This window comes from Arthrobacter sp. NPDC055585 (assembly GCF_053619115.1).
Window position 1 is genome coordinate 1 of sequence record NZ_JBSHIT010000015.1, and the last position, 20,888, is coordinate 20,888.

Genomic DNA, 20,888 nt, shown 5'->3' on the forward strand with positions numbered 1-20,888 from the left:
AGGTTGAATGCTTAGACACACTCATCCCAGCAGGGCCACGGGCCCTCCTGTCTTCAACGACACGAACTCAATTCCCCACGAGCCGCGAAGAGCCCATAATGCTCTCTCCCGGTCGGTCTTCGGCGGCGTCAGCCAGCCCGGGATGTCCTTATCCAGGGCCGCTTTTCGGGACGCGGACAGTTGTCTGGTCCTGTGCAACCGGCGTTGGTATTGCAGGAAGCTATACAGGCTGCTTTCACCCTCGATGTAGCTGCGGGGCAGCCGTCCGTGTTGTAGGCGGAATTCAGCCAGCTCAGTACAGCGTTGGTCCCAGGAACGTCGGTTCTTCAGTCCACTGCGCGGCAGGGCCGGCCGGTCGTGGACCATTAACCGCTGTCCAAAAAGGGCGGGGTTCTGCAGCACGGTGCTGCGGATGTGGTCATAGACCTTCCTGTACGGCACCCGGCACACTATGGCGATGCGGCGGGGATCCAGGCCCTTGGTCCACATGTAGAACCACTCATGCCTGGACCAGTGTTGTGCAGTCCAGGTCTCCGTTTCGGCCGGATCGGTAAACGTTGTGCTGGTCATAGGCGTATCCAAACAAGAATCCGGCTTTTGTGCCATACCGTCACTCAGGCGTTTAGGAGTGGTTAAAAGGTGAAAGCGGGAGCCGCACCACACGGCGCCCGCTTTCCTTACTGTCCTCCGCAACCACGAAGGAAATCTCTGGGGTTTGGTGTCCCTCTTCGTTGAAGGTTCGTCTGCTCGGGCGCAGGGCGCCGGCTTTTACGGGTTACCGTGTCCCGACCTCGTTGTATTGGCGCTGCAATCGGCGCACTTCTCTGAGATTGCCGCTTCAATCAATTCTGACATGGATGTGTATCCTTCGGGGGAACCTGTTCCGGGGAACGCGGCCCGCACCTGGTCGGCGTCCTCGCTGGCGAAATACGGGGTGGATGAGGCTGGCTTGTGGCCGCTCATGGTGTGCCGGGGCCTTCTTCCGTCTGTTCCCCCTCTAGGATCTGGAGCCTTAGATCCTCAGCGGTAGCGGCCCATTCCAGATATGGTGCCCCGGTTGGTTCGGTGGGGTCCTCGCTGCGGAACAGGTACTCGTCTCTGATGCGCTCGAGTGCAGTGGCAGGCACGAACACGTGTCCTGGCCATGGTCGCGGAGTTCGAATCCGATCTCATTCGCGCCCGCACCCGCGAAGGCATGCAGGTCGCGAAAGCCAAAGGCCGCCTGCGCGGCAAACAACCCAAACTCTCTAAGTCCCAGGAATCCCACCTGGTCTCCCTATATAAGGGAGGCCAGCACACCACCGCCGAGATCGCCGAGCTCTTCAAAGTCGCCGGAAGTACGGTGTACCGGATCGTGCAACGTACACCCTGATGTTTGCCGGCTGCGGCTGGCCTATCACGTGGCTGGCATCATTATGGAGTCCAACGGTCATCTGACTACTCAGACCCCGCCGCACGGTTAAGTCAGGAAACATGCTAGGAACAAGGCGGACCTGCCGCGGCCAGCGCCTTCGCTCAATCCGGATGAGGTTCACGATCAACGGCAAGCGGTGTCCGTGTGCCGCTGACATTCGAAGCTGCCGTTCCACGGATTACGCGGCAACCGCATCCGACCGAGCAAGCGGCAACGCTGGGACTCAGACAGTCTGATCTCCCTACACGGGGAAACCTTCTTTCCATTTGATGTCGACAAGACGTTCGCCACCAAGACCTGCAGTGCTGTGAACGTTAGTAACCCGCCCAGGAACTAGAACTCTAACAGCAACTAGATCAATGACTGGGGACGGTAGCGCGACAACGAGAATGCGTTCTCCGGCACGAGACAATGAGCGGATTAAAGAATCCAATTGCTCATCGTCTGAAGTACTTTCGAATTTCAAGGATGGATTCGTCAAGGGCATCGAGTGGATGTAACTCTCCAGTCTTCGCTGAACTCTTTGGTTTCTCCATGAAACGTAAGCTGAGCCCTCATGATCCGGAGCGCCCCGGCGCATTTGTTCAAGAATCTGAAAACATTCAACAGTAGCGCCTAGAGAAGCCTCGTCCCAGGTTAGACCGCTGCCGGACCCCCTACCAACAAGGGGTAGGACCCCGTCTCTGGCAAAGACAAAGGCATGTATGGCCGGAAAGGGGCAATCTCCGTACCATATCCGTTCGATAATGTAGTCACCTGCGTATTCGGGGGCCAGTCTGAAGCCCCGGCGCTGGTGTAAGAAATTGGTGTAAAGCGAATCTCGCTCCAAGACCTCACGGAGTCCACGCAGAACCGAACCAACGCGGTTCGGGTACGCAGCAAAACCTGTTGTGTCTCCACGCGTTGGACGAAGGATGCCCGGGGGCGGCTCGTAGGGGTATGCGGCCAGAACCTTCGGTATCGACGTTTGCCCCCCCGTTGCGAGTTCGAGTGCAACTACTCTCTCGTCCTCATCCGCATGGGTGGAGCGCCTGTCCCATTGCGCTCCGAATGGAGCAAACGACTCGAGTCCTACATCCGAAGACAGCTTGGGAGAGGAAGGCAGCTGATTAGCGAAGTAAGCCGCTGTACGTTCGACTGATTCCCCAAACATCGTGACCGCAGCGTTATATCCGGTAAAGGCCTTACCGCTGTTGCCTTCGAGGGTTGCGTGGACGGCGCCGGCAGGACTCTTGCACGAAGAGACATAAAGGTCCCCAAGCGGTGAGGAGATTACTTCATGATTTATACTCCTGCACACCCCAAACGGCGACTCTAATTCATCCCGAGCCGACGAACGGGCCGGAAAACGTAAAAGACTATGTACCAAACGCTTACGAGATAATCCCTGTGATCCTATTACATATACGAGGCCATTATCTGCCTTACGCAGAAACAAAGAGATGGCCTCCGCAATCCGCAAAGGCGGAGCTTGCGATCCGCCGATCGAACATGGCCTTGCCTGAGGAAAAAGGTTATCCAGAAATATGTCTTCCACGAATGCACTTGTGGATTTTACATAACAATCAAACTCGTCAATTGTTTCAATTAGCGGCCCGACCGCTGTTCCAATTATCGAATCGAAACACCAAATAATCTTATGATTCTCAAGAGCCTTTGTGAGGTCTTCATCAAGAAAACGACTTTCGTGATGATGAAGTACAAATATCGGAGTGCCATTATCTGAGTTTGAAATATTATAAGTTGCCGACTGAACCCCTACGAGGCGCAGCTCTGCTTGGATAGCCGCGCACAGATCATCTGCGCTGCCGCTGCGGTCCCATATGAGAACATCCGGATTTTCATCCTGCCGGATAGTGTGCCGCGGCACAGGCAGCGGGGCTCGGAACGCAGAACTCAAGGTTCGGTTCTTATGCATGGCTGCAGCTTTCGCATTCGGCGTGCGCACGAGCTTTAGATAAGACCCCAGAGCGTACTGACCACCATTTGGATCCTCATAGGTCAGGACCCATGGGGCAACCTCTACATCTGCCCGATTCGCTTCGCACCCATCAGAATCGGTCGTATCGCTTCCAGCATATGGATTCGAGGAACTACTCAACTTTCACGAAAGGCAACGGCCAAGTGAAAAGACGAGCTGTGAGTCGTCCCTGCGATGTGCGGTGCATTCGCCGGTAAGAGAACAACGTCTCCGACATTCAAGTCCGTATCGATATCCGGCTCTCCCAGCCCTTCTGCCTTATAGAGAACGTAACCATCACCGGGACGAACCCCTTTACGCCTATCCCAGGCTTGCCAGGACTTAACTCCTTCCACCTGCACAATCAAGGAGTCGAGAAGGTCATGGTGCACGGAGTATGACTCCGTCCCTGGAGACGTAATGAAGGCAAAAATCTGCATGGACGAATAGGCCGTCGGTAAGTTGCAGTCGCCCGGAGCAGCAAGGCTAGGCAGGGATGTATCAAGTTTGGATAGAAAGACCGTGGCACCCCCATCAAGGCACTGGTTGATGGCATCGAGGTTAATCTTGATCATGTCGCCTGCATCATCAAGAGCCAGAGCATACGAAGATTGGGGGATGACCTTCTTGTCCGCCCCGGTGACTTCAATACCTCCCTTAGGAATCCACGTAGCAGCTAGAAGAGAAAGCACATCGTTTGCGGATGGAAACTCCTCTACGAATCGATCAACACCCCTAGAAATAAACGGCTTATTGAGCCCATAGAGTGGGCCGCCCAGGTCTGCGAGTTCCTGCCAGGCAGCGGTACTAATACGCGTATCTATCACTTTAAACCTTCTTCTGAGTTACCTATTCTTAGGGGTTTCTGCTGGATGTTTCCTCAGCACGTGCCCATAAGAGCAGGGAGTATTTCGGCGGCTCGAGCACGTAGTAGGTCGGCAAGTTGTGGGTCAACGCTTGAAACCCGGTTGACCGCCAATTCAGCGGCCTTCTCGACGGCCACCTCGGGCACGTATTCCGCCATAACGCGTTCGGTATCTTGTCCATCTGTACCGGCCCACATCAATGCAACAAGAGCTTGGGCGGCACGGTCAGCTGTGTAGATTCCAGAAAGCTCGCTCTTACGTCGGAAGTGTTCGTACCCCGCCACGAAGTGTGAGGAGACCTCATCCCCACGCTCCTGCATCATGCGACGCACAGATTCAGGCGTGGCGACAGCATCGTTGAGCTCCGAGAGATAAATCAAGGTTTGATATGAAAGAAGAGGGGACCCCTCCACTACCGCTGAGGTTACTTCATCCTCAAACATACGAGGGCTGGAGTTGCGCAGTAGCTGAAGCGTACTGATCTTTCGGCGAATAATAGGAGTCTCGTGATGCACCATGTCAAGAACTTGAATTCCTGGACTCCAGAAATCGTTAGGTTTCTCGGGAGCCCCAGGATGGTCCTTGCATCGAATGGATACAGTCACACTAGGACGCTGTAGCCAGAAAAGATCATGGATGAGATGAGGTTGAATCTCCCGTACGCCGCCAGAGTTCATTGCCTCTTGGTCGACGCCAAGCAGCTTACCGATACTCAGGTGGTCATCAATCTGGTCTTCGAGCTCAAAGGTAAAGTGCTGATGAAGCCGATCCCCATGATGTGCCATGAAAGCTCCACATGACACATGTTTGTGCGTGGGAGAGGCGTTATGGTCCCAATACAAAACATCGACTCGAAAATCCGGCCGATCCACCAGAGTCAACGCCGGGTCACCAAAGTCGTTTGACCAAGACTGCTGCGGCAGTTCGCCACGAAGTGCCCATTGAAGCATAGCGGTAGGCGACAATCCGAGAAGCTGTTCCCGGTTCGCGCGCAGAGCCTCCGCGGATGCAGGGCCGAGATGACGCGAGTCGTCCTTATCCCAAAAAGCATAGATATCGTCGGCGACTTTCTCGAACGCGTCGCGGACTGGTTTGAAATCTCTAAGCACTGTTCCCCCCCCCCCCAGTAGCACCGGGGCGAGACCATAAGGCCTCGCCCCGGGCCTGATCTTAGTAGATCTTAGCCTGCAGGAGGACGTTTTCCTTGTCCACCTTGACCTCTTCTACCGCAAATTCGTCAGTAGTCTTGATCGACTTTTCGTCAGCCATAATTGCCTCCCCATAGGATTGAATGACGTTATCTACGTCACAAGGAGGTATCGTACACACAGATTGACCAGACGCACCACACGCACCACACGCACCACACGCACCACACGAGATTATGGAGACTTGATTTGGCAACGGAGCAACAACTGGTTCAGTTCCTGGCCGCCATGGCCAATGCAGGGAGCCGCATGCGCTTTGGCGAACTGGCCCTGGCCGAAACAGGGAAACCCCGGCTTGACAACCTGGACCGGCTGCTCCTGGAGTCCGGCGTCGCTCTGGAAACGGACAATTCAGTCCGAATCAGCGCTACTGGAATAGTGGCGCTACTCGAGAAGGCACGGGAGCAACTCAAGCCAAAGAACGACGCCCCTTTGGAGCATTTACCTCGCAAGCGGAATGATCGAATAAAGATCCTGCGATCCATAGCGGCATCCATATTCGCCCCGGGAGAAACGATCGACGAATCGGAACTCGGTGACCGGCTTGCACCACTGGTAACTGATGTGGCCGCCTTACGTCGAGCCATGTTCGACGAAGGTCTGATTGATCGAGACGCCTCGACTCAGCGCTATTGGAGACGTGAAAATTCACTCACGCAGACACAAACCGATCCTGTTGTTTCCGCACCAACTAATGACTTGAAGGATTAACACGTGACTACGGGGTCGCCTAGGAAAGAAAGATTTAAGTCGAGACGCTTCAGTCAGATCTTTGGAAGCGCAGCTCTCGGTGATACTGCCGCCGCAATCGCAGCAGTAGCAATTCCCTTGCTCGTCGTGGGCCCTTTGCAAGGAGACCCGTTCCTAGTAGGTATAGCCGTTGCGACCGACGACATTGGTTGGCTCATTATCGGTCCAGTAGCTGGTGTACTTATAGACAGATACGGTTTCAAACGTCTGCTTATCGGATCTGAGATTGTCAGGTTCGCCGCCTTCGGAACTATCGCCGCTCTGGTACTGGGGGGCGTTTTATCACCACTGGCGATAATTATTCTACTCATTATAAAGAGTGTCTCAAGCGTATTCTTCCTAGTTGGATCACCGAGCCTTCTTTCGCAAGCTATAGACTCCAGAGATCTGGTCCAGGCAAACAGTGCGTTGACGTTCAGTCAATCAATCTCGATCATCATCGGGCCTCCGTTGGCTGGGCTTCTTGCATCGTTGTTTTCAGTGAATGCAGCCTTTATTGTCGCGTCAGTCTGCTACTTAATATCAGCCATCTTCCTGTCTACCAGTCTCCGTGGATATCATTGGAAACTCGAAGAACAAATGGAACGGCCGAAGACAAAATTTTGGCATGAGCTAGTTGAGGGTTGGAAATACCTGGGATCGCGCACTGATGTCCTTCGCATGGTGATGGCAGGGGCGCACTCCAACTTTTCTCTTGCAATGCAGCAAGCCGTTCTAGTTATCTATTTGTTGTCGCTGCCCGGATTCACTACCCTCACTGTCGGAGTGGCGCTAGGCGCAGCCGGCTTTGGTGGCGTTGTTGCCTCCATGTCAGCAGGCAAGATAAGCGGCCGCTTCGGAGACGCTCGAACTGTATTTTGGGTGGTCCTTGGAGGCATGGCCCTCGGCCTGCTGGTCCCCTTTACGCAGTCGATTCCGACTGTTGGTTTCCTAGCTTTGGGATATTTTGGTCTTACCGTCGCAACCGTTGTCTTCTCCGCAATCACTGGTGCCTATAGGCAGCGGACCATCCCTGCGAACATTCTTGCGCGAGTAACGGCATCTAGTCGTTTCATTTCGTGGGGTATCGCTCCCTTTGGAGCTCTATTGGGCGGAGCGCTGGCTACGGTATGGGGCCCGTGGTTACCCCTATTGATTTCGTCCCTCCTTTTCGTGGGAACTCCTTTCTGGCTTGTAGGCATAACCTGGATCACTATTCCAGAGCGTAATCCTGATGATGAAAAGGCGTCCGCGCTGTGATTCACCACTCTGTCAATAGGAGGACGCGTGTCCGAAAGGGTCAGTAGACGTTTGGTGGAAGGCGAGCATCTGTGGAACTCGTCCGCGGCCACGGATGCAGGCTTAGCAAATGTAATTATGTGGGCGCCGGCAGGGTTCAAAAATGAGTCCAGGAGAACAGTCGGGTCTGCTCACCTTACCGAACACCTGATCGTAACCGGGGACGGTAACGGGCCGCACCTAAACGGTTTTACAAGCGACAGCGTGGTCGCGGTTTATGCGCTGTGTAAGTCTGAAGAAGTAGATTCAATGTTAAAGCTTATTCAACGACGCACAGACCCTAAGTGGGTACAACAAGAACACATTAATCGAGAGTTTAGGAGCGTATCAAATGAGACTTGGGCCTATGATACTCCTCAATTAGGTTTTGAATGCCTGCTGCCGATTCTAGGATTCAGTTCATCACCCGGTTACGCAAACACTTCACCGCCGTTATCGTCCGTCCGTCAATGGATGGACCATGTATCAGAGACGGCCACCTATGGAATATTTGATCCCCGTCAATCCAAGTCACCAATCATTCTGGAACCTCTTCTTGTAGAACAGCACGCTGAAGTTTCAAGCCAATGGCAGGCCGTACAAATGGAGTATAGTGACGCCAGATCTAGGGTATGGGATTTCAGTGTATCCGACATGAGCCTCTCTCAAAGGGTTGAGATTAACGTTTCGTTCGCCTTACTTAACGCTTACCTACAAAAACGTGGTGGATATGCACAAATAGGCTTTCTGGATGACTGTAGATTTTGGCTAGAGCATATGTGGGCGGCGGTTGTAATTCCCCATAAAGCTCTTAGCGGTCTTCGCAAATCCGAGGTACGTTCCATCAATGATATTGTGACAAAAATTAAGAAAGCCAGTCCTCAAGAGACAAATTTACTCCGGTCACGGTTCATTAATGGTGCTAGCTGGATTCGTCATCCTGTGATCCGGGAAATCTCGAGTGAGATGGCTCATCTGGCCTATCCCAAGCTTGTATCGACGGCCTCGGATCGTTCTGACTTACCATTTTTTATGGATGTTGCAATTGTCTAGGCTGACACTGTGGGAGCGACATGGAGTGAAAGGCCCCGCATACTACTGTCAGATTCCAAGCTTGGTGTCACCGGGGCAAGTGATCGATATGCGCTCGTTGATAAACTCAGCGGCAGCCGCCATAAGTTTCGGTGCGGAAGAACCTTCGCACTCAACCCGGATTCAGGCAATCGATCATAACCTAACCCAAGTATTACCTTTTGTGTCTGCGCCCCACTCATTTGCTGTCGTCATCCGTCAGGCTTGTCATGACCCCTCGTATCTTCTTTCCGTGGCAGAGTATATTGCGGGAAATCGATATGGTGTTGTTCGGCGAGCTTTGCGCACTGTTTCGTACGACATAAGAGCAACTGTCCATTGGAAGAGTTCATCAGTAGTCTTGCATGGAACTGCGCCTTTTTCTGGATACAATGACCTCGAAGCGGGCGTAGTAACGGCGGTTAAGAGTTCTCTGAGAGACCCAGTTTATGAGGATTGCACTGAGGCAATTAAGAGTGCCGACCTTATGTTAAAAGCTATGTGGGTCTGGCCTGGTCTTGATCTGGTTGAGATGGCGGCCGATTGGTTAGCAGGTGGAGGCTCTGTGGGGCTAGTTCCTTTTCGTATCAGAGCTACCCCGTCCCAGCTCTCATATGTGTTGTCAGAGTCGCACATTGGTGTTCTGAAACCATCATCGACGCACCCTGAATAGCGCCTATACTTATTGAGGAAACTAAAATGGACTCAGTCTATGAAGTGAAACTATTATTAAACGATGGCACGCTCACTGACTTCTCACGGTTCAGAGGTCAGGTGGTGCTGGTGGTCAATGTGGCTTCGGAATGTGGCCTCACCCCTCAGTACGCTGGACTGGAGTTGCTCTATAACAAGTTCCGCGACCAAGGCTTCCTAATTCTAGGCGTCCCAAGCAATGACTTTGGCAGTCAAGAGCCTGGAAACGATCAGCAAATTGCGGAGTTCTGCGAGCGAAATTTTCAGGTGACTTTCCCTCTGTTATCCAAATCGGTCGTCAAGGGACCAGGTATTCATCCGTTATATTCTTATCTTATTCGTTGTAGCGATAAAGATCAACAAGACGTGAAATGGAATTTCGAGAAGTTTTTGGTGGGACGCAATGGTACCGTACTAGCGCGCTTTGAACCTACGACCGACCCAATTTCTCCACACCTTATTACGGCTATTGAAACAGCGATATAACACAGAATGGCTCGGAAACTGTAGAACCGATGGAAGCCGGTTGTCATTTGTTTTCCTATTATTAGTCCCCTACCCCTCCTCCGATCCCCTTCCGACCCTGTATGCCTAATGTGATTGCGCACCGGCAGGAGAGCCCTCCCTTGGCGGGGCGATGCCCTCTCGCTGTGAGACTACCGAATCGCTGGCCTCAGGGATGGCCCGCCGCCTGTTCAGGTGAGACCCCCGTCACAGTTATCGTAGCCCGGTTCCTGTTGCAGGATACGGGGCTCTTCACGGTTCGTGGTGAATGTTCTGCCGTGATGGGTGTTCATGCCACTGTTCTGGCGGCACTGCGCAACAGGATACGCGTTTTGTAGTTGCGTGCGTTGGTGAACCCCCGGCCCGTCCTTTTGATGTGTTTGATAGCGGTGTTGTTTGCCTCCACTTTCGCTGTTGTCGCTCCGGTGACGATAAGGACTTCGATTTCTTTCCACCATCGGCAGACGGTGCGCCAGAGCCGGTTCGTTTCAGGCTGCGCGGATTGTTCGACCAGAGTCTGCAGTCGGTCTTTCGCGGCTGCCGCGTCGGCAAGGGATCCGGTGGCAAGCAGCGTCCGCAGCTGTTCTTTGACCAGCCAAGCCGCCTGTAATTTCCCGGTGGCATCGTCCGTGGCGAAGACGGTGTTCAGCCGGTCCCTGGCCCGCTCTGAGAGCGTGTCCCCGGCGCGCAGGAGCAGCCGCCGGTTGGCCCAGACCGGGTCGATGGATCGTCCCCGCCGGCCGTGGACCTGCTGGGTGAGTCTTTGCCGGCTCTTCACGGTTCGTGGGGAATTAGATTCCCGGATGAGTGTCATGCCGCCGTCCGGACGGCACTTCTCAAGAGGATAACGGATCTGTAGTTGGCAGGATTGCGGTACCCGCGGGCCGTGCGTTTGATGTGCTTGATAGCGGTGTTGTTAGCCTCGACCTTTCCCGTGGTGGCGCCGGTAATGATCAGCACCTCGATCTCGTTCCACCACCGGCAAACAGTTCGGTAGAGCCTGTTCGTTTCCGGTCGTGCTGCGGCCTTGACCAGTTCCTCGAGTCTGGTTTTCGCGGACGCAGCGTCTTCCAGTGATCCTGTGCGCAGCAGGGTCCGCACCTGTTCCTTGATGGTCCAGACGGCCTGCAGTGTTCCGGTTGGATCATCGGCCGTGAATACTTCTTCGAGCCGGTGGGCTGCCCTTTCGGTGAGCATGTTCCCTGCCCGCAATAGCAGCATCCGGTGCGCCCAGGCCTTGTCCACTGCCCGGCCACGGCGGCCCTTGACCTGCTGGGAGAGGTTCTGCCGGGTCTCAGTGAGCGCATGGTTGGCCAACGAGATCAGATGGAAGTGATCAACCGCGACCGCGGTGCGGGGCAGCCACATTCTCAACGCTTTGCGGAACGCCGCGGACGGGTCGATCGCCACAACCTGCACGCCCAGGCGCCATGCCAGGGGCCGGGCGAGAAGCCAGTCCCCAACGCCCTTGTGGTCCCTGCCGTCCACCACGCCTAGGACCTGTCCGGTATCGAGGTCCACGATCGTGGTCATCCAGGGCTCACACCGGGTCCAGGACTTTGTGGCCGGATCCTGGAAATAACGCACGGACCGGAAACGGTGCTCATCAATACCCAGCATCCGCGGGCTGAGCGCATCCACGTCGGGCAGCCGGAGCAGGGAAGCTTCATTGAGTGCGGCCCGGACCATCCACCACGACACGGCGAAACCGGCAGCTGTCTCTGACACGGCCCGGCCGGAGCGGATGACTGCGTCCACGAGGTGGTTCCGCAGCCGGGTCGTGGACCGGGCACGGTACGGGACCTGATCCGTGGATTCGAAGAAAGACAGCCGTACGCAGGCCGGTTCATCGCAGTGCCACCGGTATTTGGACCACAAGACCTCCACCGGACCGGCGACCGGAATATCCCGCAGCCGTTGCAACCGGCGTTCCTTCCTCCGGACGGCAATGACCCCGCAGCTCGGGCACCCAGGCGGTTGATCGGTTTCCACAATGACCTGCCGGCCCCTCGGCGTGAGAGTCGTTGCAATGACACGGTAATCGGGCAGGTTGAAAAGGATAGTCGCAGGGTCGGCGGTGACACCGGTAGGCTCGTTCAAGGGCTCGTGGTCCTGTTCCAGGTTGAATGCTTAGACACACTCATCCCAGCAGGGCCACGGGCCCTCCTGTCTTCAACGACACGAACTCAATTCCCCACGAGCCGCGAAGAGCCTCTTTGCCGGACTTCGGTGAGCATGTCGTTGCCAAGCTTGACCAGGTGAAACGCGTCGACGGAGACCGCGGTGCGCGGCAGCCACATCCGCAGGGCTTTACGGAACGCTGCTGAGGGGTCGATAGCGACCACCTGAACACCCAGGCGCCATTGGAGGGGACGGGCGAAGAGCCAGTCTCCGACGCCTTGGCTGTCACGGCCGTCCACGATGCCCAGGATCTTTCCGCTATCGAGATCGACAATGGTGGTCATCCAGGGTTCGTAGCGTTTCCAGGCTTTGGTGGCCGGGTCGCGGAAGAACCGCACTGACCGGTAGCGGTGTTCATCGATGCCGAGCATCCGCGGGGCCAGTGCATCAACGTCAGGCAGCGTCAGTGCCGCGGTGTCCAGCGCGCGCTGGACCAGCCACCAGGAGACGCCGAACGAGGAGGCAGCTTCCGCCGCGGCCCTGCCGGATCCGATCACAGCGGCCACGAGGGCGTCACGGAGCCGGCGGGTGGACCGGGCCCGGCGTGGGACTTGGGCGGTCTCCTCAGTGAACGTCTGCCGCGGGCACAGGTACTCATCACAGAAGAATCTCCGCTTGGCCCAGAGCACTTCAACCGGGCCGGCGACAGGGATATCGCGCAGACGTTGGGGGCGGCGGGAATGAACGCGGCTGCTGATAACACCGCAGGAAGGACATGCGGCCTCGGTGGTGGCCACCACGTGGATCCGTCGCTGCCCGCATGCGAGGACCTCGGCGTCGGTGACTCGGTAGTCGGGCAGGTTGAAGATGGTGGTGGCACCATCGGGGCGCGGGGAAGTAGGCTCGATCAAGGCTCGTAGCTCCTGACTCTTGATGAATGCGTAGAGAACATCCATCACAGCAGGGCTACGAGCCCTTTAGCTTTCAAGACACGGAATCCGTTTCACCACCAACCGCGAAGAGCCGGATACGGGTGTGTTGGCCGGTCGGTTCCGGCATGGTTTTTGCCCCCAGTCATCCAGGATCCGGGGGATGTTGCCACCAGAATCGACATGGCGGCTGGTGGATCGCTTATAGAGGTACGACCAACGATGCCATTCGTAACGTGGATGCGGCTTCCTGCCGCCCAGACCAGCCAACACCTTCAGTCTCAGCGAATAGACGGGGGTAACTATGATTCTGGAACAAGAGAGTATCGACGTCTTCCTTGGCCTGGACGTCGGCAAGATCGGCCACCACACCGTGGCGCTGAACCGGGCAGAGAAGAAGCTCTACGGCAAGGCCCTGCCGCAGGACGGAACCAGAATCCGTGACGTCCTCACCAAACTGGCCGATCATGGGAATGTCTTGGTCGTCGTGGACCAGCCCGCGACTATCGCTGCGCTGCCCGTCGCGGTTGCTCAAGCTGCCGGAGCAACGGTTGGCTACCTGCCCGGGCCAGGCGAAGACCTGCGCCCGGGACGCTTCGATCATCGGCGAAGCAGCCCGCTCCATGCCGCATACGCTGCGGTCGGTGGAGCTGAACGATGAAACCCTGGCCGAACTCGGGGGGCTTTGCGGGTTCGATGATGACCTTGCCGAACAAATCACCGCCACCTCCACCGGATCCGCGGGCTGCTCACACAGATCAATCCCGCGCTGGAGCGGTCGTTGGGCCCGCACCTGGACCATCCGGCGGTGGCGGACCCGCTCACCCGGTACCCAACTCCCACTGCGTTGAAGACTGCAGGCCACGGACTCAGCAATACGCAGACGTGTTACTTTCGCCGTGCCCGGATGATTCCGCGACCGGCGGTCTGCAACGGCCACCGACCTATTTAGGAGTTTGCCGCCTGGTACGCCTCCATGATGCTCTTACTGATCCGTCCCCGCGCACTCGGGGAGTAGCCATTCTTCTCAGCCCACTCCCGAATATTGCGGGTTTCATCCATAGAAGACGCTTTAGGTCGGCGCCGAGAAGATCCTGATCTCCTGTTCGTCTTGCGTCCCTTATCCAGATAGATTCTCAAGCCTTCACGCAGCTGACCGGCGTTTTTTTGAGTGAGGTCGATTTCATAGGAGACGCCGTCCAGGTCGAAGCAGACGGTCTCGGCGGCTTCTTCGCCGGTGATGTCATCAAGGAGCTGAACCTGTACCCGTTGTGCCATGTTTGCCGCCTAAGCATTGAAGAAGAGTCAAATCATTAGCTTCGCTCCCCCAAGCGAACGATATAACCATGCTAGTGCCGGTTTGCTCAATGCATCCACTTGAGGACGGGGAACGCACCACATGGTCCCCGCTCCTCTTTCTGTCCTCCGCAACCAACGAAGGAAATCTATATTCACGCACGTCCCTCTACACGAAGGGTCCGGCGCCCAGGACACAGTGCACCGGCTTTCACCGGAGCCCACTTCCTGCCGTTGTTGTGTTTGCGCTGCAGCCGGCGGACTTCGCGCAGGACTGCGGCCTCAATGAGCTCTGAGACGGACCGGTGGCCTTCAGCCCCGACGGCAGCCAAGAAAGCAGCCCTGACCTGATCCGCGTCTTGTTCCGTGAAATACGGGGTGAATGACGCAGGTTCCCTGTGGCTCATCGGGTTCCCTGGTCCATGGTCTTTATTCCAGCACCTGGAGCCTGAGGTTTTCGGCCGCAGCAGCCCACTGCAGGAAAGGGGCTCCCGTTCGTTCTGTGGGATCCTCGCTGCGGTACAGAAATTCGTCCCTGATGCGTTCGAGTGCGGTGGAGAGCACGAACACGTCGTGCCCTCCACCGAGCTCTAGTTTCTTGCCTGACATATTTCTTTCTACTCCACTGGTGCGAGGTAGAGGTTCCCGCTCTGTTGTTCCGGCTGCGAGGGGCCTTTGGCCGGCTGCACGGGGCCGTATTTGAGAGACGCTCCGAGTTCTTCGACTTCGAGTTCGATGGTGGTCCGGTTCTCTCCCGTCCTTGGTTTCAAACCGCCGGGATTTCAGGAGTCCCTCGGCGATAACCCTGCTTCCCTTGGTGAGGGACTCCGCGATGTACTCGGCTGTTTCGCGCCATACGGTGCAGCGGATGAAGAGTGTTTCTCCGTCTTTCCATTCGTTGCTTTGACGGTCCAGGATCCTCGGTGTTGAAGCGATGGTGAAGTTGGCGGCCGGGACGCCGCTGGGGGTGAAGCGCAGTTCGGGATCCGCGGTGAGGTTTCCGGTGATGGTGGTGGTGGGTTCGCCTGCCATGGTGATCAGCTTCCTTCGTCGGTGATAGATGGGAGTGCTGCTTTTTATGGTTAGGTGTTGGGGGTTTCCAGGGCGATGACCTGGTTGATCTTGTCCGGGTTCAGTCCTGACCAGTGATCTTCGGACCCGTCCCGTTCGTAGACGACCACGGGTGCCTGGACGTACCCGAGTTCCTCGGTGATGTATTCCAGTGCTGCGGGGGTGTCGCTGATATCGACTACCTGGGGATCAAGCCCGGCTTTCTTGAACCTTCCGATGGTGAGCTTGCAGGGTCCGCAACCGGGCTTCGTGTAGACGGTGAGAGTCATAGCACAAATTCCTCAGTTTGTAGTCGATTTAGTAAGAGTCCGTGCTGTTGGTGATGCTTCAATTTTCCCATTTATTCATCTGAATAAAAAGAGGTTTTGACCCTAAGTTAGGGGTGGTTTTATACCTGTTTATCACTGGAACGTGAGATTAGTTTTGGAACTGGTTCGCTGGGTTGGGTTGGTGGTATCTCTCCTATTATTTTTTGCCTGCTGGCGAGCTTTCTCGCTTGTCCCCGAGGGAGCAGTGCTCAACGCGTAAGGCGCCAGGGGTCAAGAATCCTGGGAGGAAATAAGCGACGAAGGAGCGCCGGAGAGGATTGTTGGGACCGCAGCCGGCGGAGCCGGTTGACGCTGCGGAGCGGGGGCGCAGAATCCGCAGGACAGCAGCAAAAAAGACGTCGTAGACAGATCAGCCGGTGGCGACGGAGGAGCCGCCGGCCACAGCCCGAAGCGCAGCGCAGGACCCTTCTGTGTATCTGTATATCTGTGTGGACACGGAGCAGTGAGGTGCCCCGTCCTGAGCCGGGGCACCCTCTGCCTACTTTTCGGTGATGATGCGCTCGACGTCGCTGAGGACATAGCCCCACTTCCCCAGCTTGGTCAGGTATCGCCATTCGGCATCGGTCGGGGTCCTCCAGGATTGGCGGGTGAGGTTCTGTTCGTGTCCGGCGAGGAAGGACGCCAGGATGATGCTGTCGGCCTTCCTTCCTGGCTTCTCCGCTACTCGGGCTAGTTCTCCGAAGCCATTGCTGCCGCCGAGCAGTTCGGCAGTGAATCCGCTGTATTTGTAGATTCCGTCGGAGACTGTGTAGCCGTCAGTGCAGATCGCCTGGGCGATGAACTGCAGGGCGTCCTTGGGCATGGATTTGGCGGCAAGCAGGTCTTTCAGGAAAGTCAGTCTGACCGTTTCGGCCGCGTCCCATGCTTTGTTGTTCTCGATGACGGTGCGGCGTTCGGCCTTGTCCTCTTCTGTCATGGGGCCGCCTGTTTGTGTGCGGCCGGGGAAAGTGAGACCGGCGGCTTTCCAGCCTGTGTGCAGGTGAACCACGTTGAGCTCGCCGTTGTATGTGTGCCCGATGTACGCGCCGTTGGCGTCTGCGATGGTGAGGGGCTCCCCGTCTGCGGTGCGGAGGTTATCGATTGGGGCCATCGGTCCCTTGTAGTCGTAGTAGAGGACGTTTTCTCTGACGACGGTCAGGCTCTGGGCTTCGATTTCGGTGGTCCTGGAGGCGATTTCGGCGGCGCGTTTACGGTCGTCCCTGATGCGCTGGGCAGTGTGGTTGAACCGCTGCGGGTCGTTCGCGACTGTGCGTTCGAGTTGTTCTATGGCGGCGGTGTCGCCGCTGAATTCCTCGATGACGGTGGCCATTTCCAGTGTCATTCCGCCTGCGAGGGGCGGTGGCGGTGTCGTTGGCACGGACTTTCAGGGCGGCTTCGACGACGGTTTTCTTGGCTCCGGTTTTGCGGGCAATCTGGGTTGCGGAGACTCCAGCAGCGAGAGCTGGTGGAAGGCTTCAGCGCGGTCGGCCTCTGTCAGCGCCTGCCGCTGGTCGTTCTCGACGACCTGCTTGGCCATCCGGTCGGCTTCGGTGAGGCTGTCAACGATGTAGACGGGGATCTGGGTCAGGTTGTTCTCGACTGCGGCGAGGGTGCGGCGCTGGCCGAAGAGAACGTGGATGCCGCCGTTTTCCTTGCGCTGGGCGATGACGGGCTGGAGCACTCCGTGCTCTTTGATCGAGGCCAGGAATTCCTTGTCGAGCTGCACGTCGGCACGGACATTCGTGTCGATGGTCAGCTGGGCTGGATCGACCAGTTCCAGATGTTCCATGGGTTTTGCTCCTTGTGGTTGCGGGTGGGGTTTGGCTGGTGGTGGTCCAGCAGTTCGCCTCTCCCCCGTTGTTTTTTGCCTGCTGGCGAGCTTGCTCGCTTGTCCCCTACGGAGCAGTGCTCAACGCCGTAGGCGCCAGGGGCTAAGAATCCTGGGAGGAAATAAGCGACGAAGGAGCGCCGGAAAGGATTGTTGGGACCGCAGCCGGCGCCAGCCGGTTGACGCTGCGGAGCGGGGGCGCAGAATCCGCAGGACAGCAGCAAAAAAGACGTCGTAGACAGATCAGCCGGCGGTGACGAAGGAGCCGCCGGCCACAGCCCGAAGCGCAGCGCAGCGCAGGACCACTTTGCTGAGCCTGAGACGGCGGTGCCGGCTGTCCTCTACCCGTATCCCGGCGGCGCTTTATTAGAACATATGTTCTAATATCTGAGAGACAGATGGAGCGGCGTTGGTGTGATGACCGGCCAGGGAGGAAGTCTTCAATGACAGTCGCAGCAGCCGAAGCGATGGGATCCGTTGCGGTCCGTTTCACTACTGCAGGAATCCCATTGGCGGTGCGTCATGAGGGGCGAGTATGGGCCGTGGCGGCCAACCCCGTGCACTGGTTCACCCGGTGCAGCTGGTGGGATCAGGGAGATTCAGCGGCCCGCGGCAGCGGGGACCTCGTGAGCGTGGAGTACTGGCAGGTGCAGGTGCGGCTTACTGCATCGAGTGACCTGCGCACCTTTACGCTGCGGCGAGACCCAAGAAGCGATGAATGGGTCCTGGAAAGCATCATGGAGAGCGTGGCTTAAGCCCGCCGACGTTACCGGCTAGGCAAAACCAGAATATCGCTTTGATATCACTATTACTTCATAGTGATATCAAAGCGATATTGGAGCGATATCATAAGGCTATCTGTTGCGTTCGGCCTTTCGCCGCTCCAGTTCAGGCCAGATGAGAGATTCGAGCAACTTCTGCTGGCTGCGCCGGTCCTCAGCCGCTGACTCCTTCAGGAGCAGTTTTTGATACTCATTCATCCGGAACGGCATCATCTTCGTTAGAGGCGCGTCGGGATCCAGCTCGTCCTCTGCGGCTGGCTCGACTGGCGCATATCCTCCCCTGCCAAATTCCTCGGCTTTCCTGGCCAATTCATCCTGGTCATCAGAAATGGCGGGGGCAGGACTGACGGCCGGCGGCTGACGTTTCTTTATAGCCATGACTGAATCTCCTTCACCAGCACCTGGACCTCGGCCTTAGCTGGATTGTTGGAAGCTTCAACCACTCCCCTACCGGCTGGGATGCTGTCGCGGTAAACCTTGCGGATCTTAAGTGCAGCGTCGATAAGCGGGATCTGCGGATAGTCCCGCAGATATTCCTTGGCCTCGTCTTGTTCAGTTGCCGATGAGTACGTGGGTACCTGCGTCAGCAGGGCCATGGCCTTGAGCTTGGGATTCATGTCCTGGGCGGTCTCGATGAGCTCGACCATTCCGGGGATGGTGTCCAGGTCAAACTGAGAGGGGCGAACCGGGATGATCATCAGGTCGGCGACAGTCATGGCTGTGCGCATTTCCTGGCTGTCGTGGCCGGGAACATCGACTACAACGTAGCTGTACCGCGTTTTGAGGTCCTTCAGGACTTCCCGGACGTTGCCGGTGGCCTGAACGGAGTGAACCCGTGGGAGGGAATCGTCTTGGACTCTGTCGCCGGCCCAGGTGAAGGCTGACTGGACGCTCTTGTCGCAGTCCACAATGATGACGTCCTCACCAACTCTGGCGAGTTCTGCGGCGATATTCACCGTCGTTGTTGTCTTTCCGGTGCCGCCTTTTTGGCTGCCCACTAAAAGTATCGGCATGTCTCTCTCCAGTTCACGCGCCACACATCTGATATCACAGCGATATCATAATGATTTGATAGTTCAATGATATCACGATGCTATCGATAGCATCGTGATATCGGCTGTCAGTATCGTTTCCGGGTCCGGGAGGTAGAGGTTGCAGGCGTGTAGCCGTGCTGGGCGGCCAGCACCCTCCAGCTGGGCCGGGTATTGCCCGCGGCCACGGTTGAAGCCCGGTCAAGACGTTCTTTATCCAGCCGGCGTCGTTCCAAGGCTTGCTCGCGCTTAAGCGCAGCTGATTGAGCGGCTGCTTGCTGGTTTTTTGAACGCAGGGGCTCGCCCTCAACGGTTCGCCAGGCAGCAAGTCGGTTTTTGACCCAACCGCGGATGCGTCCGGGTTCTCGGGTCTCAGGAGCGCCGCTGTGCGGCCAGGGTGTTCCGTCCGGTTTCCAGTCCAGGGCATGGAGAATGTCCGCGACGGTCCAGCCGGCCAGGAAGAAATCACGGCAGATGCTCGCCAGGTCCTTGATTGAGAGGCACCGGAGTGCAAAGGAGCGGTACCAGATCTCGGAAGCGGCCGCCTGCCGCTGTATTTTGCGGCTTGTCGTTCGGTGGGCCGGCCATCGTATTTCCGGACGCCATGGCACTGGGGGAGTGGTGGCGCCGCTTGCGGCGCCTGGATTGAGCAGGCGTGGCGTAGCCACGTCCGAAGGAGACTCGTTTTCGCGCGCGCGTGTGTGGGTTAAGTCTTTTTCTTTAAGGTGAGAACCGCCTGGGGCGGGAGGGGTGGCATTTATATCCACAACCGGTTTCTGTTCCCCGCGGAGCAGAGCGAGCGGGGAAGGGATACACAGCACGTACACAGCCGCTTCGTTGATCTTCTCTCCATCCGGCCCTGGCGCCGCGTACCGGGCCTGCCGGCCGCCGGCAACGCGTCCAAGCAGCCCCCATGCTTCGAATTCTGCGAGGTACCGTGCGACGGTCCGCCGGTGGCAGCCAACGGCCTCGGCAATGGAATCCCAGCCCGGGCGGCAGGTCATGGTCTCGTAGTCGGTTCTGGCGATGAGGTAGGCCATTGTCCGCAGACGGTTTCGCTGTCCGTCGGCGCGCATACGGCGGAGAGCAAGGAGGTTCCTGAGGTGCGCGGTGACCTGGTTTCCGTGCGCTGCCCGGAGGCTCCCTTTGGGCACGGCAGCACGAACGACTTCCCTGGAGGTCTCGGCGCTGCGGTTCACCCGACGGGTGGCACGGCGGGGGACCGGTCCCAAGATCCCGCCGTCCAGGGGAACACCCGTGCGCTTGTGGCCGTCCGGCACACAGACGAGCTCAGCACGGACGGATCTCCGGCGTCCCGCGCCAAAATGTGTGGGGTCTGTGTGCTGGGCAGACGCGCCGAGCGCGTCGACTTCACATGCAGAAGAAGCCTTGTGTAGACTTACGGGCATAACAGAAGGACCCTCCTAGAGGGTGTAGCTGTAAGAGCCCTTCACCCGGAGCCGCCAAGCAAACGGGGTGGAGAGCTTTCGAACTTCATATGAAGGCCCGCCCTCGTGGCGGGCCTTGTTCGTTTAACTGGCCTTACTGAATAAGACCTCCTGGTTCCTCAGAGCGGTAAGGTCCACCGATCTTAGGTAGTCAATAAGGGTTTGGGTGGCGTGAGGGCCGGGCTTGATACCGAGAATCTGCGCGATTTCTTGCAGTTTCTCCCACTCCGGCTGCTCAAGTTTCACAGCAACGGTGTGGCGCGGACCGACGTCGAGTCGCGGCCTTCCGATTTGTCGCTGGGTCTGCTGCATAACCAACATCCTGTCATGCGCATTTAATTTAAATGCGGC

At 57.2% G+C, this 20,888-nt stretch carries 19 protein-coding genes and 5 pseudogenes; 7 read left to right on the forward strand and 17 right to left on the reverse strand.

Translation table 11 applies throughout. The features are described 5' to 3' along the window. Positions 1-21: 21 nt before the first annotated feature. Entirely contained in the window at positions 22-570 is a 549-nt protein-coding gene (locus tag ACWGQ2_RS17915) for a helicase associated domain-containing protein (protein WP_452019595.1), read from the reverse strand. Between the two features lie 565 nt (positions 571-1,135). On the opposite strand from ACWGQ2_RS17915, the pseudogene ACWGQ2_RS17920 reads away from it, so the two are divergent. Further along, positions 1,136-1,372: pseudogene (locus ACWGQ2_RS17920) on the forward strand (helix-turn-helix domain-containing protein); the annotation flags it as partial. Positions 1,373-1,655: 283 nt separating this feature from the next. Here ACWGQ2_RS17920 and ACWGQ2_RS17925 read toward each other — a convergent pair. The 3 genes from ACWGQ2_RS17925 to ACWGQ2_RS17935 form a co-directional block, all read right to left on the reverse strand. After that, complete coding sequence (locus tag ACWGQ2_RS17925) at positions 1,656-3,362, reverse strand: YcaO-like family protein (RefSeq protein WP_452019596.1); 1,707 nt, start codon at positions 3,360-3,362, stop codon at positions 1,656-1,658. 149 nt (positions 3,363-3,511) lie between these two features. Then, positions 3,512-4,201, reverse strand: coding sequence for a JmjC domain-containing protein (locus ACWGQ2_RS17930; protein WP_452019597.1), 690 nt, complete (start codon positions 4,199-4,201; stop codon positions 3,512-3,514). A gap of 53 nt (positions 4,202-4,254) precedes the next feature. Then, a complete protein-coding gene (locus ACWGQ2_RS17935; RefSeq protein WP_452019598.1) occupies positions 4,255-5,349 on the reverse strand; it encodes a hypothetical protein in 1,095 nt (364 codons plus the stop codon). Positions 5,350-5,637: 288 nt separating this feature from the next. Here ACWGQ2_RS17935 and ACWGQ2_RS17940 point away from each other — a divergent pair, with 288 nt between their 5' ends. From ACWGQ2_RS17940 to ACWGQ2_RS17955, 4 genes are all read left to right on the forward strand, one after another. Further along, positions 5,638-6,159 (forward strand): DUF2087 domain-containing protein, encoded by a 522-nt coding sequence (locus tag ACWGQ2_RS17940; RefSeq protein WP_452019599.1) that lies wholly within the window; start codon positions 5,638-5,640, stop codon positions 6,157-6,159. A 3-nt stretch (positions 6,160-6,162) separates the two neighbouring features. Next, entirely contained in the window at positions 6,163-7,437 is a 1,275-nt protein-coding gene (locus ACWGQ2_RS17945) for an MFS transporter (protein WP_452019600.1), read from the forward strand. Positions 7,438-7,464: 27 nt separating this feature from the next. Continuing rightward, positions 7,465-8,508, forward strand: a complete 1,044-nt coding sequence (locus ACWGQ2_RS17950) for a hypothetical protein (protein ID WP_452019601.1) — start codon at positions 7,465-7,467, stop codon at positions 8,506-8,508. Between the two features lie 717 nt (positions 8,509-9,225). Then, the gene (locus ACWGQ2_RS17955; RefSeq protein ID WP_452019602.1) at positions 9,226-9,705 is read left to right on the forward strand and encodes a glutathione peroxidase; all 480 of its coding nucleotides are present in this window, start codon (positions 9,226-9,228) and stop codon (positions 9,703-9,705) included. A gap of 307 nt (positions 9,706-10,012) precedes the next feature. Here ACWGQ2_RS17955 and ACWGQ2_RS17960 read toward each other — a convergent pair. From ACWGQ2_RS17960 to ACWGQ2_RS17970, 3 genes and pseudogenes are all read right to left on the reverse strand, one after another. After that, positions 10,013-10,492 (reverse strand): annotated as a pseudogene (locus ACWGQ2_RS17960) (ISL3 family transposase); the annotation flags it as partial. A gap of 41 nt (positions 10,493-10,533) precedes the next feature. Continuing rightward, entirely contained in the window at positions 10,534-11,823 is a 1,290-nt protein-coding gene (locus ACWGQ2_RS17965; RefSeq protein WP_452019603.1) for an ISL3 family transposase, read from the reverse strand. 113 nt (positions 11,824-11,936) lie between these two features. Continuing rightward, a pseudogene (locus ACWGQ2_RS17970) lies at positions 11,937-12,755 on the reverse strand (transposase); the annotation flags it as partial. A 322-nt stretch (positions 12,756-13,077) separates the two neighbouring features. Between ACWGQ2_RS17970 and ACWGQ2_RS17975 the strand changes: the two are divergent. Beyond that, positions 13,078-13,635 (forward strand): annotated as a pseudogene (locus ACWGQ2_RS17975) (IS110 family transposase); the annotation flags it as partial. An 86-nt stretch (positions 13,636-13,721) separates the two neighbouring features. Here the strand turns inward: ACWGQ2_RS17975 and ACWGQ2_RS17980 are convergent. From ACWGQ2_RS17980 to ACWGQ2_RS18010, 7 genes and pseudogenes are all read right to left on the reverse strand, one after another. Then, a complete protein-coding gene (locus ACWGQ2_RS17980) occupies positions 13,722-14,051 on the reverse strand; it encodes a histone-like nucleoid-structuring protein Lsr2 (protein ID WP_452019604.1) in 330 nt (109 codons plus the stop codon). Between the two features lie 173 nt (positions 14,052-14,224). Then, positions 14,225-14,476, reverse strand: coding sequence for a ParB family protein (locus ACWGQ2_RS17985; protein ID WP_452019605.1), 252 nt, complete (start codon positions 14,474-14,476; stop codon positions 14,225-14,227). 22 nt (positions 14,477-14,498) lie between these two features. Continuing rightward, entirely contained in the window at positions 14,499-14,678 is a 180-nt protein-coding gene (locus ACWGQ2_RS17990) for a hypothetical protein (protein WP_452019606.1), read from the reverse strand. 65 nt (positions 14,679-14,743) lie between these two features. Further along, positions 14,744-15,101, reverse strand: a pseudogene (locus ACWGQ2_RS17995) (single-stranded DNA-binding protein); the annotation flags it as partial. Between the two features lie 50 nt (positions 15,102-15,151). Next, the gene (locus tag ACWGQ2_RS18000) at positions 15,152-15,409 is read right to left on the reverse strand and encodes a glutaredoxin family protein (protein ID WP_452019607.1); all 258 of its coding nucleotides are present in this window, start codon (positions 15,407-15,409) and stop codon (positions 15,152-15,154) included. 538 nt (positions 15,410-15,947) lie between these two features. Then, on the reverse strand, positions 15,948-16,790 hold the full coding sequence (locus ACWGQ2_RS18005) for a hypothetical protein (RefSeq protein WP_452019608.1): 843 nt from the start codon (positions 16,788-16,790) through the stop codon (positions 15,948-15,950). A gap of 42 nt (positions 16,791-16,832) precedes the next feature. Next, the gene (locus ACWGQ2_RS18010) at positions 16,833-17,237 is read right to left on the reverse strand and encodes a ParB/RepB/Spo0J family partition protein (protein ID WP_452019609.1); all 405 of its coding nucleotides are present in this window, start codon (positions 17,235-17,237) and stop codon (positions 16,833-16,835) included. Positions 17,238-17,719: 482 nt separating this feature from the next. On the opposite strand from ACWGQ2_RS18010, the gene ACWGQ2_RS18015 reads away from it, so the two are divergent. Further along, the gene (locus ACWGQ2_RS18015) at positions 17,720-18,031 is read left to right on the forward strand and encodes a hypothetical protein (protein ID WP_452019610.1); all 312 of its coding nucleotides are present in this window, start codon (positions 17,720-17,722) and stop codon (positions 18,029-18,031) included. 99 nt (positions 18,032-18,130) lie between these two features. On the opposite strand, the gene ACWGQ2_RS18020 is transcribed toward ACWGQ2_RS18015, so the two are convergent. The 3 genes from ACWGQ2_RS18020 to ACWGQ2_RS18030 form a co-directional block, all read right to left on the reverse strand. Then, the gene (locus ACWGQ2_RS18020; RefSeq protein ID WP_452019611.1) at positions 18,131-18,436 is read right to left on the reverse strand and encodes a hypothetical protein; all 306 of its coding nucleotides are present in this window, start codon (positions 18,434-18,436) and stop codon (positions 18,131-18,133) included. After that, a complete protein-coding gene (locus tag ACWGQ2_RS18025) occupies positions 18,427-19,071 on the reverse strand; it encodes an AAA family ATPase (protein ID WP_452019612.1) in 645 nt (214 codons plus the stop codon). Before ACWGQ2_RS18025 ends, ACWGQ2_RS18020 begins: the two co-directional genes overlap by 10 nt. A gap of 107 nt (positions 19,072-19,178) precedes the next feature. Then, the gene (locus tag ACWGQ2_RS18030) at positions 19,179-20,129 is read right to left on the reverse strand and encodes a hypothetical protein (protein WP_452019613.1); all 951 of its coding nucleotides are present in this window, start codon (positions 20,127-20,129) and stop codon (positions 19,179-19,181) included. Positions 20,130-20,888 lie beyond the last annotated feature (759 nt).

What these genes read in the sequence shown, in the direction of transcription:
- ACWGQ2_RS17985 (WP_452019605.1), bottom strand. Translation starts at nt 14,476, where the DNA reads ATGAGCCACAGGGAACCTGCGTCATTCACCCCGTATTTCACGGAACAA.
- ACWGQ2_RS18030 (WP_452019613.1), bottom strand. Translation starts at nt 20,129, where the DNA reads ATGGCCTACCTCATCGCCAGAACCGACTACGAGACCATGACCTGCCGC.
- ACWGQ2_RS18020 (WP_452019611.1), bottom strand. Translation starts at nt 18,436, where the DNA reads ATGGCTATAAAGAAACGTCAGCCGCCGGCCGTCAGTCCTGCCCCCGCC.
- ACWGQ2_RS17990 (WP_452019606.1), bottom strand. Translation starts at nt 14,678, where the DNA reads ATGTCAGGCAAGAAACTAGAGCTCGGTGGAGGGCACGACGTGTTCGTG.
- ACWGQ2_RS17980 (WP_452019604.1), bottom strand. Translation starts at nt 14,051, where the DNA reads ATGGCACAACGGGTACAGGTTCAGCTCCTTGATGACATCACCGGCGAA.
- ACWGQ2_RS18025 (WP_452019612.1), bottom strand. Translation starts at nt 19,071, where the DNA reads ATGCCGATACTTTTAGTGGGCAGCCAAAAAGGCGGCACCGGAAAGACA.
- ACWGQ2_RS18015 (WP_452019610.1), top strand. Translation starts at nt 17,720, where the DNA reads ATGACAGTCGCAGCAGCCGAAGCGATGGGATCCGTTGCGGTCCGTTTC.
- ACWGQ2_RS17955 (WP_452019602.1), top strand. Translation starts at nt 9,226, where the DNA reads ATGGACTCAGTCTATGAAGTGAAACTATTATTAAACGATGGCACGCTC.
- ACWGQ2_RS18010 (WP_452019609.1), bottom strand. Translation starts at nt 17,237, where the DNA reads ATGGAACATCTGGAACTGGTCGATCCAGCCCAGCTGACCATCGACACG.
- ACWGQ2_RS18005 (WP_452019608.1), bottom strand. Translation starts at nt 16,790, where the DNA reads ATGACACTGGAAATGGCCACCGTCATCGAGGAATTCAGCGGCGACACC.
- ACWGQ2_RS17915 (WP_452019595.1), bottom strand. Translation starts at nt 570, where the DNA reads ATGACCAGCACAACGTTTACCGATCCGGCCGAAACGGAGACCTGGACT.
- ACWGQ2_RS18000 (WP_452019607.1), bottom strand. Translation starts at nt 15,409, where the DNA reads ATGACTCTCACCGTCTACACGAAGCCCGGTTGCGGACCCTGCAAGCTC.